Annotated in this window: 10 protein-coding genes; 6 read left to right on the top strand and 4 right to left on the bottom strand. The window is 66.5% G+C overall.

The features are described 5' to 3' along the window. The first annotated feature begins 16 nt into the window (after positions 1-16). From Z164_RS0111865 to Z164_RS22480, 5 genes are all read left to right on the top strand, one after another. Positions 17-469, top strand: a complete 453-nt coding sequence (locus Z164_RS0111865; RefSeq protein WP_024890902.1) for a CopD family protein — start codon at positions 17-19, stop codon at positions 467-469. A gap of 404 nt (positions 470-873) precedes the next feature. Continuing rightward, positions 874-4,797, top strand: a complete 3,924-nt coding sequence (locus tag Z164_RS20505; RefSeq protein ID WP_043689969.1) for an RHS repeat domain-containing protein — start codon at positions 874-876, stop codon at positions 4,795-4,797. A 12-nt stretch (positions 4,798-4,809) separates the two neighbouring features. After that, positions 4,810-5,814, top strand: coding sequence for an RHS repeat-associated core domain-containing protein (locus tag Z164_RS21975; protein WP_081770171.1), 1,005 nt, complete (start codon positions 4,810-4,812; stop codon positions 5,812-5,814). Continuing rightward, a complete protein-coding gene (locus Z164_RS22485) occupies positions 5,814-6,362 on the top strand; it encodes a hypothetical protein (RefSeq protein ID WP_152540937.1) in 549 nt (182 codons plus the stop codon). The genes Z164_RS21975 and Z164_RS22485 overlap by 1 nt, the downstream gene beginning before the upstream one ends. 357 nt (positions 6,363-6,719) lie before the next feature. Then, on the top strand, positions 6,720-8,510 hold the full coding sequence (locus Z164_RS22480; RefSeq protein WP_152540936.1) for a hypothetical protein: 1,791 nt from the start codon (positions 6,720-6,722) through the stop codon (positions 8,508-8,510). Between the two features lie 12 nt (positions 8,511-8,522). On the opposite strand, the gene Z164_RS0111855 is transcribed toward Z164_RS22480, so the two are convergent. From Z164_RS0111855 to Z164_RS20500, 3 genes are all read right to left on the bottom strand, one after another. Next, positions 8,523-9,755 (bottom strand): patatin-like phospholipase family protein, encoded by a 1,233-nt coding sequence (locus Z164_RS0111855; protein WP_024890901.1) that lies wholly within the window; start codon positions 9,753-9,755, stop codon positions 8,523-8,525. Further along, positions 9,752-10,537, bottom strand: coding sequence for a 3-hydroxybutyrate dehydrogenase (locus Z164_RS0111850; RefSeq protein ID WP_024890987.1), 786 nt, complete (start codon positions 10,535-10,537; stop codon positions 9,752-9,754). The genes Z164_RS0111855 and Z164_RS0111850 overlap by 4 nt, the downstream gene beginning before the upstream one ends. Before the next feature lie 96 nt (positions 10,538-10,633). After that, positions 10,634-12,304 (bottom strand): alkaline phosphatase, encoded by a 1,671-nt coding sequence (locus tag Z164_RS20500; RefSeq protein ID WP_043689965.1) that lies wholly within the window; start codon positions 12,302-12,304, stop codon positions 10,634-10,636. Between the two features lie 167 nt (positions 12,305-12,471). On the opposite strand from Z164_RS20500, the gene Z164_RS0111840 reads away from it, so the two are divergent. Beyond that, positions 12,472-13,758: a dicarboxylate/amino acid:cation symporter gene (locus Z164_RS0111840; RefSeq protein WP_024890900.1), complete on the top strand. Its 1,287-nt coding sequence runs from the start codon at positions 12,472-12,474 to the stop codon at positions 13,756-13,758. Between the two features lie 13 nt (positions 13,759-13,771). Here the strand turns inward: Z164_RS0111840 and Z164_RS0111835 are convergent, their stop codons facing one another. Beyond that, complete coding sequence (locus Z164_RS0111835; RefSeq protein ID WP_425477224.1) at positions 13,772-15,322, bottom strand: OpgD/OpgG family glucan biosynthesis protein; 1,551 nt, start codon at positions 15,320-15,322, stop codon at positions 13,772-13,774. Positions 15,323-15,431: the final 109 nt, after the last annotated feature.

The following is a 15,431-nucleotide window of genomic DNA, read 5'->3' as shown; positions in this document are numbered from 1 at the left end:
CCCGAGGAGCCAGCGCATGCAAGCCTATTTCTGGATCAAGACCTTCCACCTCGTCTTCGTCATCGCCTTCATGGCGGCGGTGTTCTACCTGCCGAGGATCCTGGTCAACGTGGCCGAGGCCGGCGACGCGCCCGACGTGCGCGCGCGGCTGGCGCTGATGGGGCGGCGGCTGTACCGCTTCGGCCACGCGATGTTCGGGCTGGCGTTCGTGTTCGGCCTGGTGCTGTGGCTGGGCTACCGCTTCATCCCCGACTTCCCCACGATGGTCGGCCCCGGCAGCGGCTGGATGCACGCCAAGCTGGCGCTGGTCGTGCTGCTGCTCGCGCACTTCATCGTCGCCGGCCGCTGGGTCAAGGGCATCGACGCCGGCCGCCCGGTGCCGTCCTCGCGCGCGCTGCGCTGGTTCAACGAACTGCCGGTGCTGGCCCTGGTGGGCGTGGTGTGGCTGGTGCTGGCGAAGCCGTTTTGAAGCGGGCCGATAAGCTGCAGTTGCGAGAGGCGGCCGGTTTCCGGCCGCCTCGACCAACCCAGATTAGGCGGCGTCGAGTGCGCATTGCCGTGACCGACGGCGATTTTCGTGGGGCGAATGCGTAAAATATCGGATTCTGAGGTGCACCGAGTCCCGGCTACTCAACGCCAAAATAATCTGCTACGTTGCTGGCCAGGGATATTGCCAAGGAACTCAGGGGGAGTGCATGAGGCGATACGTTTCCGGCCCATAGGGCCGTGATCTGATCGATCCACCGAATCCGTCCTGCGGGCCGCGCCGGGTCGTCGAGCTGCGTGAGCGCTGGCCGACGCCTGGTGACGGGCGTTCGCGTCCGCGCAAAGGGGCATCGGTGGTAAGAGGCAGGGCGAGTCCGCCGGCGGGGCATGCGCAATGCCAACCCGGCGCGAGAGCTCGCGCACATCGTCGCATTGGGGAAGGACATGATCGGAAGCAGGACACGACGACTGTGGCTGGGCGCCTGTCTGCTGCCGCTGGCTGCACAGGCACAGGCACAGACCTACACCAAGACCGAAACGATCGAGTACCACGACAACCTGTCGCTGTGGGTGCTCGGCCAGCCGTCGAAGCTGACAGTGAACGGCATCATCGCCTCGGAGACGCTCTACGACAGCCGCGCGCAGCCCAGGACCATCCGCGAGTTCGGGCGCACCGCGCAGACCCTGACCTACCACCCCGACGGCACCGTCGCCACCGTGGCCGACGGCCGCGGCAACGTCACCACGCTGTCCAACTGGAAGCGCGGCATTCCGCAGACGATCCGGTATCCCGCGACACCGGAGAGCCCGTCCGGCGCAACGCAGTCCGCTGTGGTCAACGACGCGGGCTGGATCACCCGGGTCACCGACGAGAACGGCTATGCCACGAACTACCAGCACGATGCGATGGGGCGCATTACCCGTATCCAGTATCCGACCGGCGACAGCGTGGCCTGGCACGACACCACCTTCAGCTTCGTGCGTGCGGGCGCCGCCGCCTATGGCCTGCCTGCCGGACACTGGCAGCACAGCGAGAGTACCGGCCAGCGGCGCAAGATCACCTACCTCGACGCCCTGTGGCGCCCGGTGCTGGTGCGCGAGTACGACAACGGCAACGTGGCCGGCACCCAGCGCTTCATCCGCCAAGCCTTCGACCACGAAGGCCGGGTGACCTTCGCCTCCTACCCCAGCGCCAGCGGCACGCCCAACACCGGCACCTGGACCGAGTACGACGCCCTGGGCCGGCCGACCTCGGTCAGCCAGGACAGCGAGCTGGGGCTGCTGACCACGACCACGGCCTATGCGGGCAATGCCGACGGTTACTACACGCTCGTCACCAGCCCGAAGGGCGAACAGACCCGGACTTGGTATCAGGCGTTCGACCAGCCGAGCTACGACTGGCCAGTCGAGATCTGGCATCCGAACGGCGCGTATACCGATATCGCTCGCGATGCGTTCGGCAAGCCGGTTTCCATTACCCGCCGCAACAACACCGGGACCCATTCGTTGACGCGTCGTTACGTCTACGACGCTCATCAACAACTGTGCAAGTCGGTGGAGCCGGAGACAGGCGCCACGATCATGGCCTACGATGAGGCGGGGAACCTGGTCTGGAGCAAGTCGGGTGCCACACAGACGGGCGCGGCGTGCAATACCGGCGACGTTCCGGTTGCCGAGCGCACAGTGCGCAGCTACGACGCGCGCAACCGGGTCCTGTCGCTGGCCTTTCCCGACAATCTCGGCAACACGGTCTACGGCTATTACCCGGACGGCCGGCTGGCTTCGGTCGCCGCCGACAATGGCGGCGCGGACGTCGTCAGCACCGCTTACACCTACAACCGCCGGCGGCTGCCTACGGGAGAGGCGTTGAGCGTCGGCGCCCATCAGTGGGCGATCGGCTACGGCTACAACGCCAACGGCGCCCTCGCCACGCTGACCTTGCCGGGCGGCGAATCGGTGGACCAGGAACCCAACGCCCTGGGCCAGCCGACCCGGGTGGGCGTTCATGCCTCCGGCGTGAGTTACTTCCCCAATGGGGCGGTCAAGCAGTTCACCTACGGCAACGGCATCGTCCGTACGTTCACCCAGAACGCGCGCGGATTGCCGGAGCGTAGTCGCGACGCCTACGGCGGCACGGCTGTACACGACGACAGCGTGGATTACGACAGCCACGGCAACGTCGCGGCGATCAGCGACGGCCTGTCGGGTGGCCGCGGGGACCGCACCATGGCTTATGACGGCCTGGACCGGCTGACACGGACGGTCTCGCCGATGTTCGGCACCGCGACCTACGGCTATGACGTACTGGACAATCTGACCGGTGTGCAGCTGACGGCGGGCCCGAAGCAGCGCAATCACGCCTACGTCTACGACACCCGCAACCGGCTCGATCTGGTGACCAGCGCAGGGACGACGGTCGCCTCGTTGACCTATGACGCCCAGGGCAATCTCAAGACCCATGCCGGGCGCAGCTACCAGTTCGACTACGGCAACCGCTTGCGCAGCGTTGTCGGCCAGGAAAGCTATCTCTACGACGGCCATGGCCGCCGCGTGAAAGCGACCCGCCAGGGCGGTGGGGCGATTTACTCGGTCTATGGCCAGGATGGCGTATTGAGGTATCAACGCGACGAACGGGCGGGCCGGACCACGGAGTACATCCACTTGGAGGGCAGCCTGATCGCCCAACTGGAGGATCCGATCGCCCTCTCTACGCCGGCCTTGACCGTCCCGGGCTACAGCGCGACCGGCGCCTATACGGTGAGCTGGACCAGCGCAGCGCTAGCGAACCGCTACGAGCTGCGGGAACGGGTCGATGGCGGCGCCTGGGCGACGATCCATAACGCCGCCAGGACCCAGGTATCGCTTAGCGGCAAGGCGGCCGGCACCTGGGGGTATCAGGTGCGCGCCTGCAGTACGAGCGCTTGCGGCAACTGGAGCCCGGTCGCGGAGACGACGGTGCAACTGCCGCCTGGCGCGGCGCCAGCGTTGTCGGTGCCTGCCACCGGATTGAATGGCGCATACACCATCACCTGGACCGGCGTGGCTGCGGCCGCCACCTATCAACTGCAGGAGCGGCAGGGTACGGGCGGGTGGAGCACCATCCACGATGCGGCAGCCACCAGCAAGGCGCTGAGCGGCAAGGCGGCTGGGACCTGGAGCTATCAAGTGCGGGCATGCAATGCCGCCGGATGCGGCGGCTGGTCGGCGGTCTCGTCGGTCAACGTGATCCACCCGCCAGGTGGGGCGCCCGCTTTGACCGTGCCTGCCACGAGCAACAATGGCAGCTATACCGTGTCGTGGACAGGCGTCAGCGGTTCGGCCCGCTATGAGCTGGAGGAGCGGCACAACAACGGTAGCTGGACCGTGATTCACAACGGCGCCGCAACGAGCAAAGCGGTCAGCGGCAGAGGCGCCGGAACATGGAGTTATCGCGTCAGGGCTTGCAATACAGCAGGATGCGGCGCATGGTCCGGGACCGCGAGCGTGAGTGTGGTTCACCCTCCGGCCAGCGCCCCCACGGTGACCACGCCGGCCAGCAACAACAGCGGCGGCTATACGGTGACTTGGACGTCCGTGGCCAGCGCCACGAAGTACGAATTGCAAGAGCAGTTCAATAGCGGAAGCTGGAGCACGATCCATGACGGGCCGGGAACCAGCAAGGCAGTCAGCGGCAAGGCCACGGGGGCTTGGAGCTACCGGGCGCGGGCCTGCAATACAGGAGGCTGCGGCGGTTGGTCGGCCCTTCGGACCACCCAGGTCCTGCGGCCTCCATCCAGCGCCCCCCAACTGACGACGCCAGCCAGCAACACCACCGGCACCTATGTCGTGACATGGAGTGCGGTGGCAAGTGCGACGCACTACGAACTGGAGGAGCGAAAAGGGACCGCCGCCTGGGGCGTCATCCAAAGCTCCTCTGCGACCAGCCATACCCGCGACGCCCAGACACCGGGGGCCTACGACTATCGGGCCCGCGCATGCAATGCGGGTGGCTGCTCGGCGTACTCCGCGATCATGCGCACCCAGGTGAGTCTCCCGCTGCCGGTGCCGACATTGAGCGCGCCTGCTACGGCATCCATGGACAGCACATTCAATGTCAGCTGGACCAGCGTTGCCGGGGCGACGCGATACGAGCTCCAGCAGAAGTGGAACGACTTTCCGTGGGGCACCGTTCATGACGCGCCGAGCACCAGCGTCGAACTTCGGGTGTCTGTTCACGGCCGGTATCGCTACCGCGTGAAGGCGTGCGGCGCGGCTAGCTGCAGCGCGTACTCGCCGGAGCGGATCGTGGACATCCCACGGTCGATCAACTGACGGGGGCAAGTGATGGCGCACGCTCGCAAATCGATCTGGGCGATCTCGCTTCTTCTCGTGAGCACTGCATCACACGCTCAGACCAGAGTGAAGTACATCCACACCGATACGCTAGGCAGCGTGGTGGCTGTCACGGACGCGAGTCGTACCGTCCTGGAGCGGAGGGAGTATGAGCCCTATGGGCAGCAGCTTGCTCCCGGATTGCAGGACGGGCCGGGATATACCGGGCATGTGCAGGACGCCGCTACTGGCATGGTATATATGCAGCAGCGCTATTACGATCCCGGTATCGGATTGTTCCTTTCCGCGGATCCGGTCACTGCGCTGGGCGGCCCGGTGGGACAATTCAATCGATATCGGTATGCTAGCAGCAGCCCTTATAAATTTTTGGACCCGGACGGTAGGCTGGCGTGTACCGGGACCAGGATAATGGCGCTATGCACAGGAAGAAACTCGTTGAATCTTCTAAGGACTAGTGTCCGTAGCCCTTTGGATTCAGATGCCGGAGGAAGTGCGTCTACAGCACAATCTGCACTTGATCACTACAAGAACGCTGGGAGCGCGTCGGAAAGGTATGCCGCGGCAAGCTCCGTTGTACGGTCTGTCTCGGATAAAGTTAAGGAGATAAGGCATAAAACCTATGACTCGGCCGCCCAAACCGCAGATCATGTATTTCAGCCAATATCGGAGCGGTTTGGGGTTGAAATTCTGAGCAATTTTGATGGTGGGCTGGGTGCTGGCTATTACATAGTTGATGTGCGAGTTGGTCGAGTATTTTCAAATTCCGGGTTGGGGTACACCGTCCTCGCTGGGGGTGGGGCGACCCCAACACATCATACCCATCCTGTGGTTAGCAGTAGTCCTGACGGCTACCGTCCATTCAGTGCGTCCGACATCGATTGGTTCAGGTCGACTCGCGCTCCTGTGCACTACGTGTCTGATCCAACTGGCCTCTACAGATTTAATGGGGTCGGTATTGTTAATCCAGTAACTAGAGTGCCGAGGCTTGGTAAGTGATGAAGGTTTCAATATATTTTTTCACTGTCATATGTCTATCTTCTGTAATTACCGGCTGCGCTGGTGAAAGAGAGGGGGGCGCGATTTCGGGCATGGAGGATTCTACCGCTCGCAGGGAGTTGGCTGGTCACGTATGTGGACTGTCCCTGGCGCGGGATCAGTATTGCCCAACCGATTTCGTGCGCTTGGCGTCATCACCTTTCGCGGCGGACGGAAAGGAGCTTTGGATTCTAGGGTATCTGGCAGTCGATGATGGGCAGGTAGCTCTTTTCGCTAGCGAGCAGGATTACCTCTATATGCAACACGGAAGGTCGGTTAGGTTGCGGGGGACAAGGGATCAGTTGGTCCATATTTTTTCTAAGTACGGAAATCGGACGGTGAGGCTGGGGGGGGTGTTTCGAGCTAATGATTATAATATTGAAGAAAATGACCGTTTGGGTGATCTGCTTTGGCCGATAACGGTAAAGGCGGCATTGCCGCGAGAGTATGTGGGTAGCGTGGATGATATTCGTGTTGATGTCGATGATCTTCAAGGGGAGGGCAATTGACAGTCATGTTCGAGGATCCTTCATCCGGGCGTGCCGGCTGAGCCCTAATGGTGGATTGGATGTATTGCCTTTGGTCCTTCCTGATTAGCACGAACCTTCAGCAACTCGATTTCGTCCCCTCTCCCGCATGCGGGAGAGGGGTGGGGTGAGGGCAAAGCAGCCCCTCATCCGCCCTCCGGGCACCTTCTCCCGCACGCGGGAGAAGGGAGGCTGAAAGATCGTACTAATCAGGTGGTCCTTTGTCTCTGTGGGTGAGTGCGGAATTGGTGCTGTTGAATCAGATGCGTGAGTCCGATTGTTGGCAGTAAGGCGTAGATCAAATGGGGAAGGGCGATGGTTTTGTTAAGGCGTTTGTCTGTGCTGCTCTTGTTGGTTCTGGCGGACGCAGTTCTTGCTCAAGAGGGGCTGGCGCCTTGGGAGAACTATGCTGCCTCTGCTTCATCGAGAAGTCATATCAGTCCGCTTAGCGGAGATTCTATTTTTGGGGATAGTGTCGACTTTTATAGTGGCGTGCTGTCCTTCTCGGTAACCGATGTCCACATTCCCGGCTCCGGTCCTCCGGTTGGTGTCGGAAGGAGGTTTGCAGCTGCCAGTAATGATCGCAGGGCGATTAACGATCATGCGTTCGCCGATTGGGATATAAATATTCCAAATGTCAGCGGTACGTTCGGTCCGGACTGGCATCCGGATCGATGCACGAAGGAGACGCCTCCAATCCCTCGGAATTTGATCAATCCTGAAGACTATTGGAGTGGCAATTATTCTGATATGGATGGAGGCGGCCCTATGCTGCGGGTCGATTCGCCCAGGCCATCCCCTCAGGATGGGAGGGGGTATCTATGGGTAACTCCGGGGAACACTTACTTCAGTTGTCTCGAGTCAATACGCAATGGCGCAGGGCAAGGATTCTTGGCGGTGGCGAGCGATGGCACAAGATATTGGTTCGATCATCTGTCCCAATATTACGAAGACGGATTAAGTATTCCGACGGTGGGGGCCCCAGATGCAAGATTGATAAGAAAAAAGAATAGTCTATATGCCACTCGAGTCGAGGATCGTTTCGGAAATTGGGTCCAGTACTCGTACTCGAATGCTTACAATCGGCCTGTCAAAGTCGATTCGATAGTCGCCAGCGATGGTCGCAGGCTGGATTTCGCTTACAATCAGGATGGCTATATATCCTCCGTGTCGGATGGATCTCGGGTTTGGACCTATTCATATACTCGCTTTGAGATGCCGTATCCGAGAGGGTCGTCGATTTCGCTTTCGAGAGTTGCGTTGCCGGATGGCGCGTCGTGGAGCTATGAGTTTTCAGGTTTGGCGAGTTTGGATATTCCTTCTGTTTCGGATGACATGAGGATGTGCACTTCTATGCCTATCGCTCGCGAGCAGAACGTGGTGGGTGTCGTTACCCATCCGTCGGGAGCGAAAGGCACCTTTGTGGTGGGTTTGGGGCAGATGGGGCGAACCAATGTTCCAATCATCTGTGGAAATTATTCGGAGGCTTTGAAACCGCCGGGAATGGTGATCAATCAGCAGGACGATTATCTGGTCATTCCCGCTGTCTGGTGGTCCTGGGTGCCGAAGTCGAAGGTGATCGAGGGGGCTGGGCTGGGTCGCGGCGAATGGTCCTACACCTTCACTGGTGGCGGGAGCTGGCTGTACCGGCCGGGCCAGACCAAGCCCATCTGCCAGTCCCTGGACTGCTTGGAACCTATCTGTGTTTCGGATTGCGTAGGCAGGCGCGTTGCCGAGGTGGTGTCGCCCGATGGGACATGGGAGAGATACGAATTCGGGAATAGTTATCTCTACAACGAGGGGCAGCTGCTTCGCTATGATGTTGGTTACGGCCCAGGTAATGTATTGAAAAGCGTATACCGTCGATACAACCATGCCGATGGGCAGGCTTATAGTCCTAGGCTGGGAAGAAGCCCGCATGGGCGATCCGACGCGGTATTCAGCACCTATGTCCGCCCGCTGATCGAAGAGCGGGTGGAGCAGCAGGGTCGGAGTTTCGTCTGGTCTGTCGATCGGGGATGCGGTTCCGCGGATACGTACTGCTTCGACTCGCTGGCCAGGCCCACCCGGGTGACTCGATCCGGTGCGTTGCCCGCTCCGACCGCCACGGCGGCGACCGCAGGCGAGTAAGCGTTCCGTGGATCAGGGCGGCGCGGGGTCCGCGTCGTCCGGTTCCCGTGCTGACGTCTCCGGAGCCGACACCAGCCGATGCACATCGTGCGTCGCGACGCCCACGTCGCGGTCGGGCAGGTCGAAGAACTCGGGGTGGTCGAGGGTGAGGGCCATGTCGCGGCGGCCGGCGTCCCAGTGGTGCTGCAGGGGGATGCGGCCGAAGGCGTAGTCCTTGTGCTGGCGCTCGTGGGCGCCGGACTGGTAGATCAGGTGGACGACGTTGAAGACGCGGTCGTCGAGGTAGGGGGCCAGGGCTTTGGAGAGGTGCGGCGGCAGCTTGCGGTCGGGCAGGCGGGCGATCAGTTCCTTGAGCGCGCTGCGCAGTTGCTGGGCGAGTTCGACGGTGCGGGTGCCGTGGCGGGTGCGGCTGGAGAAGCGGATGTCCTTCATCCGTTCCAGCACGTCCATCATCGAGCGCGGCCGCGGGCCGCGGGCGCTCCACAGGTCCACCTGCAGGGCGAGGGTGTCGGCGCTGGCGCGGCAGTCGAGTACGTATTCGAGCGGGGTGTTGGAGACCACGCCGCCGTCCCAGTAGGCCTCGCCGTCGATCTCCACCGCGGGAAACGCCGGCGGCAGGGCGCCGGAGGCGAGGATGTGCTCGACGCGCAGCGTTTCGTGGGCGCTGTCGAAGTAGCGGAAGTTGCCGCTGCCCACGGCGGTCGCGCCGACGGTGAGGCGCACGCTGCGGTCGCGGTTGATGCGGTCGAAGTCGACGAAGGCTTCGAGGGTGCGGCGCAGCGGGGCGACGTCGTAGAAGCTGGTGGCGGCGTCGCTGCCGTCGTCGAACAGGAACGGCGGCAGCGTGCGCGCCTCAAAGAAGCCGCGCTGGCCCTGCAGCAGGGCGCCCAGGGCCGACAGCGCGTTGGCCCAGGCCAGCAGTTCGGGGGTCGGCGGCAGGGCGGCGACGGTGGTGCGCACGGCCAGCGCCGGCCAGGACAGCGCGGAGCCGGCGGGCTCGGAGATCAGATCCCAGAACGCGCGCAGCCGCTCCACGCGCCGCTCGACGGGGTTGCCGGCGATGATCGCGGCGTTGATGGCGCCGATCGAGATGCCGGCGATCCAGCCGGGGCGGATGCCGGCCTCGTGCAGTGCCTCGTACACGCCGCACTGGTAGCCGCCCAGCGCGCCGCCGCCCTGCAGGACCAGGGCGACCGTGGGGTAGCGCGCGATCCGCGCGCGGACCTCGGCGCGCGTCGCGTTCACTGCATGAACCACCCGTGGCTGACGACCAGGCTCTGCCCGGTGAGCGCGTTGGTCTCGAAGGCGGCCAGCATGAGCGCGACGTTGGCCACGTCGTCGACGGTGGTGAACTCGCCGTCCACGGTGTCCTTGAGCATGACGTCCTTGACCACGGCCTCCTCGCTGATGCCCAGCTCGCGGGCCTGCTCGGGGATCTGCTTCTCCACCAGCGGCGTACGCACGAAGCCCGGGCAGATCACGTTGGCGCGCACGCCGTATTCGGCCGCTTCCTTGGCCACCGTGCGGGCCAGGCCCAGCAGGCCGTGCTTGGCGGTGACGTAGGGCGCCTTGAGCTTGGAGGCGAGGTGGGAATGCACCGAGCCCATGTAGATGATCGCGCCGCCCTCGCGTCGCTTCTCCATGTCGCGCAGGGCCTCGCGGGTGGTGAGGAAGGCGCCGTCGAGGTGGATGGCCAGCATCCTGCGCCAGTCGTCCAGGCTGAAGTCGGTGAGCTTGTTGACGATCTGGATGCCGGCGTTGGAGACCAGCACGTCGATGCGGCCCCAGGCGTCCACCACCTTGGCCATGCCCGCGACCACCTGGGCCTCGTCGGTGACGTCCATCGCCACCGCCAGGGCCTCGCCGCCGGATGCGCGGATCGAGGCGGCGGCGCGTTCGGCGGCCTCCAGGGCGAGGTCGGCGATGGCGACCCGGCCGCCGGCGGCCGCGTAGACCTCGGCGATGCGCAGGCCGATGCCGCTGGCCGCGCCGGTGACCACGCAGACCTTGCCGTCGAGTCGACTCATGGCGGTAACTCCTCGCGAATGGGAACGGCGCCAGCATAGCCGGCGCCGCGTGGCCCGCGCGTCGTACCTATGGCCGAGCCGGCGGCCGCCGCGCGCTCAGCGGGCGACGGCCTGCGGGCGCGGCAGTTGCACCGGTACGCCGTCGGCGTTGCAGAGGCCCTGCGCGCACAGGTGCGCGCGCAATGCCGGGGTGGCCTGGACCAGCAGGTGGTAGATGACGTTCTGCTCGATGGTGCCGCGCACGGCCTCGCTGCCGGGGCCGCGCGCCCAGATGCCGACGTCGTCGCCGCCGTGGGACTCGCTGGCCAGCGGCACCAGGGCTTCCTGCATGAAGTCCGGGTGCTCGGTGTCCACGTGGGTGAGGTCGGGGCGGCCGGTCGCGGCCTGGAAGCGGCGGGCCTTGTGGAAATGGGTCTTCGGGCCCGCCGGCTGCTGGTCGCTGGCGCCGGCGTAGCCGGGTCCGTTGGCGTAGACCAGGGTGGTGAAGGGCAGGCCGAGGGCGTCGCGGGCGTACGCGCTGGGGTCGCCGTCCTCGCCCGAGCCGCCGCGCACCTTGCCCAGGATCGGGTTGCCGCGGGTCGGGTAGCCGACGAAGTTGAGGGTGTGCGAATGGTCGGCGGTGACCAGGATCAGGGTGTCGTCCTCGGAGGTGGCGTCCACCGCGGCCTGCACCGCGCGCGAGAGCGCCACGGTCTCGTCCAGGGCGCGGAAGGCGTTGCCCTCGTGGTTGGCGTGGTCGATGCGCCCGCCTTCCACCAGCAGCACGTAGCTGGTGCCCTCGCGCTGCAGCCGCTCGATCGCGAAGCGGGTCATGGTCTCCAGGTCGGGCTGCCCGTCGGGGCCGGTGTCGCGGTCGTGGTCGTAGGCCATGTGGCTGAGGGCGAACAGGCCGAAGACGGCGGGCGCGTTGCGCGCCGCCTCGAGCTGGCGGGCGGTCCAGACGAAGGCGCCGTCCGGCTGCGCGGCCTGCCATTCTTCGACGAGATTGCGGCCGTCGCGGCGCTGGCCGCGCACGCCGGGCATGACCTCCTGGTCGGGCAGGAAGTGCTGCGCCCCGCCGCCCAGCGCCACCAGCGGGCCGCGGCCGGCGCGGACCGCGTCGATGAGCTGGCTGGCGATGTCGGTGCAGCCGGCGGCGCGCGCGGAGGCGGGCATCTGGTCGTCGCTTTCCCAGTTGCGCTCCGGGACGTGGGCGTAGGTAGCGGCGGGGGTGGCGTGGGTGAGCCGCGCGGTGGTGACGACGCCGGTGGCCAGGCCGGCCTCGCTGGCCAGCTGCAGCCAGGATTGCAGCGGCCGCTGCAGGCTGCCGGCGCAGTCGTCGCGCTCGCCGGCGGATACGCCGATCGCGCCCATGTGGGTCTTCACCCCGGTCGCGATCGCGGTCATGGTGCCGGCGGAATCGGGCGTCTGCGAGTTGGTGTTGTAGGTCTTGCTGAGCGCGGTGGCGGGGAAGCGCTCCCAGCTGAGCTGGTGTTCCTCGCCGCTGCCGCCGTTGCGCTGGCCTTCCAGGATGCGCGCGGCGGCCACGGTGGTCAGGCTCATGCCATCGCCGAGGAACAGGATGACGTTCTTCGCCCGGCCCTGCATGGCGCCGTTGCCGGCCGCACGCGCGGCGCCGCTGCGGTACCACCACTCGGGCGTCTCGCCGGCGCGGCCGGCGGCCGGCGGCACCTCCACGACGGGGACGGGCGACGGTGCGGGAACGGAAGCGCAGGCGGCGCAGAGCAGGGTGAGGGCGCAGGCCGGGCCTGCCAGCGAAAGACGCATCGAACGGATATCCGGCGGGGAACGGGAACGCGCCATTATGCCCCGCGGCGTGTTTCGGCTTCGCGGCAGCGTTGCGATGGCATGGTCACGGCGTCCCGGCGATGGCCTCGCCCGGAGACGGGCGAGGGCGTATCGTCGGCGGCCATGTTCCCGCCTGCGTCGATGCGATGAGCCTGTTTTCCTGGTGGTTCCGGGTGCCGTTCTGGCAGCGCGTGGCCGGCGCGTTCGTGCTCGGCGCGCTGGCCGGCTGGCTGCTCGGGCCCGCGGCCGAGACCTGGCTGCAGCCGCTGGGCACCCTGTACGTGAACCTGATCCGCATGATCGCGGTGCCGCTGGTGTTCTTCGCGGTGGTCAACGCGGTCTCGGCGCTGCACGGGCAGCAGTCGGTGGCGGCGCTGGGCGGGCGCACGTTCGGCTGGTTCGCGGTCACCGCCGCGCTGGCGGTGGCGGTGGGGCTGGCCGCGGCGTTCGTGTTCGCGCCGGGCGTGGGCGTGCAGCTCGCGCCGCCGGCCGACTACCAGCCGCGCGAGGTGCCCACGCCGGTGCAGGTGCTGCTGGACATCGTGCCCACCAATCCCTTCGCCGCGCTGGCCGAGGGGCGCATCCTGCAGGTGATCTTCTTCGCCGGCCTGCTCGGCTTCGCCCTGGTCAAGCTGGGCGCGCGGACCGAGGCCCTGCGCCAGCTGGTCGGCCAGGCCAGCGAGGCGATGATCCAGGTCACCCGCTTCGTGCTGGAGCTGACCCCGATCGGCACCTTCGGCCTGATCGCCGGGCTGGTCGGCGCCTACGGCTTCGAGCGCCTGCTGCCGCTGGGCAATTTCGTGGTGGCGCTGTACGCGGCCTGCGCCTTCCACATCGTCGTGGTCTACGGCGGCCTGTTGCTCGCGCACGGGCTCAACCCGCTGAAGTTCTTCCGCGGCGCGGCGCCGGCGATGCAGGTGGCCTTCGTCAGCTCGTCCAGCTTCGCCTCGATGCCCGCCGCGATCCGCGCGGTCACCCACGGCCTCGGCGTCGACCGCAACTACGCCGCCTTCGCGGTGCCGCTGGGCGCGAGCATCAAGATGGACGGCTGCGGGGCGATCTATCCCACGCTCGCGGCGATCTTCGCCGCGCAGTACGCCGGCATCGAGCTGAGCTTCGCGCAGTACGCGGCGATCCTGCTGGCCTCGGTGCTGGGCAGCTTCGGCACCGCCGGGGTGCCCGGCACGGCGGTGGTGATGGCCACGGTGGTGCTGAGCGCCGCCGGGCTGCCGCTGGAGGTGCTGGGCATCCTGCTGGCGATCGACCGCGTGCTCGACATGATGCGCACGATGACCAACGTCACCGGGCAGATGCTGGTGCCGGTGCTGGTCGCGCGCGAGACCGGCCTGCTGGATCGCGCCGCCTACGAGCGCGCGGCCGACGATCCTGGCCTGGCGGACGACGCGCCGACCGGGGCGCCGCCGCGCGGCTGAGCGCGCGGCGCGATCAGTACAGCGTGCGTTCGTCCGGCGGCGGCGGGTTCCACTGGTACAGCCAGGTTTCGCTGAGCGCGCGGCCGGTGGCCGGGTCGCGCAGGAACAGGCGGGTGTCGATCTGCCCGGTGCCCGGGCCCGGCGGCACCGCGTCGAACATCACCCGGTAGCCCTCGACCGCGTGCAGCGGGCGCGCCGACACCGTCTCCAGGCGGCCGGCGGAGGTTTCCAGGACCGGCTCCACCTCGGCATTGCGCGCGGCCAGGGCGGCCAGGTCGCCGCCGGCGAAATCGACCGCGAAGCGCTGCGACCACTCGGTGCGCTTGAACCCGATGCGACCGCCCAGGCCGGTGCGCGTGGCCACGCAGGTGGCCAGCGGCGGGGTCGCCGGCATCGCCTCGCCCCAGTACAGGCGGTAGCCGAACAGCAGTTCCTGGCCGGGTTCGATCGGTTGCGCCGGATGCCAGAACGCGACGATGTTGTCGAAGGTCTCGTCCACCGTGGGGATCTCGATCAGCTGCACTTCCCCGCGCCCCCAGCCCTGCTTGGGCTCCACCCACAGCGAGGGCCGGCGTTCGTAGAAGACGCCGTCGTCCTGGTAGTGGTCGAAGTTGCGGTCGCGCTGCAGCAGGCCGAAGCCGCGCGGGTCGTCGTCGGCGAAGGCGTTGAAGCGCAACTGGCGCGGGTTGCCGAGCGGGCGCCAGATCCATTCGCCCTGGCCGGTGTGCAGGGCCAGGCCGTCGCTGTCGTGGATCTCCGGGCGCCAGTCCCAGCCCATCCGGCAGTCGTTCTCGCCGACCTGGTACATGCTGGTGCCCGGGGCGATGCCGAGCCGCTCGATCGGCGCGCGCGGGTACAGCGCGCAGTCCACGTCCATGACCAGCGGCTCGCCCGGGGTGATCGCGAAGCGGTAGGCGCCGGCGACCGAGGGCGAGTCGAGCAGGGCGTAGACGATCACCGTGTCCGATGCGGGATCGGGCCGCTCCAACCAGAAGTCGGTGAAGTCCGGGAACTCCTCCGGCCGCGGCAGCCCGGTATCCACCGCCAGCCCGCGCGCCGACAGGCCGTACTGGCCGCTGGCGCCGACCGCGCGGAAGTAGCTGGCGCCCAGGAACGCGGCGAAATCGCGTTGCGGGTCGCTGCGGCGGTGGAGGCGGAAGCCGGCGAAGCCGAGGTCGCCGGGCAGGGCGCCGCCGTCCAGGCCGCTGGCGCCGTAGTCGAACATCGCCGGGTCGTAGGCGATCTCGCGCGCCTGGCCGTCGGCCAGGGCGTGCATGCGCACCGGCGACTTGAAGTACAGGCCCAGGTGGAAGAACTGCGCGATGTAGCGGGTCGCCTCGTCGCCCCACAGCGCGTGGTCGCGGCGGTAGCGGATCGCCTGATAGGCGTCCCAGTCCAGCGCCGCCACCGGCGCGGGCAGGGCGGCCGGCCGGGCGACGTGCGGCGCGGCGGCCAGCGCCCGCGCGCGGCCCTTGAGGGCGGCGAAGTCGAACGGCTGCGCGGTGCCGAGCCGCAGCACGGCGGCGTGCGCGGAAGCCGGCAGGGCGGCGGCGATCAGGGACATCAGGCTGTGGCTCAGGAAGTCGCGTCGGCGCATCGGCGGGCGTGGTGAGTGAGGACGGCGTGGATGCTAGCCAAGTTCGCTGAAGCCTTCCCTCACGGGACCTGCGCGC

The organism is Luteimonas huabeiensis HB2, from assembly GCF_000559025.1.
In the GTDB taxonomy this organism is placed as follows: Bacteria; Pseudomonadota; Gammaproteobacteria; order Xanthomonadales; family Xanthomonadaceae; genus Luteimonas; species Luteimonas huabeiensis.
The sequence above is the reverse complement of the archived record's forward strand: the minus strand, read 5'-3'. Positions and strand labels throughout refer to the sequence as shown.

Excerpts from the sequence above, each read along its gene's own strand:
- Z164_RS20500 (WP_043689965.1), bottom strand. The coding sequence starts at position 12,304 with ATGCGTCTTTCGCTGGCAGGCCCGGCCTGCGCCCTCACCCTGCTCTGC.
- Z164_RS0111865 (WP_024890902.1), top strand. The coding sequence starts at position 17 with ATGCAAGCCTATTTCTGGATCAAGACCTTCCACCTCGTCTTCGTCATC.
- Z164_RS0111850 (WP_024890987.1), bottom strand. The coding sequence starts at position 10,537 with ATGAGTCGACTCGACGGCAAGGTCTGCGTGGTCACCGGCGCGGCCAGC.
- Z164_RS22485 (WP_152540937.1), top strand. The coding sequence starts at position 5,814 with ATGAAGGTTTCAATATATTTTTTCACTGTCATATGTCTATCTTCTGTA.
- Z164_RS20505 (WP_043689969.1), top strand. The coding sequence starts at position 874 with ATGCGCAATGCCAACCCGGCGCGAGAGCTCGCGCACATCGTCGCATTG.
- Z164_RS0111840 (WP_024890900.1), top strand. The coding sequence starts at position 12,472 with ATGAGCCTGTTTTCCTGGTGGTTCCGGGTGCCGTTCTGGCAGCGCGTG.
- Z164_RS0111835 (WP_425477224.1), bottom strand. The coding sequence starts at position 15,322 with ATGTCCCTGATCGCCGCCGCCCTGCCGGCTTCCGCGCACGCCGCCGTG.
- Z164_RS21975 (WP_081770171.1), top strand. The coding sequence starts at position 4,810 with ATGGCGCACGCTCGCAAATCGATCTGGGCGATCTCGCTTCTTCTCGTG.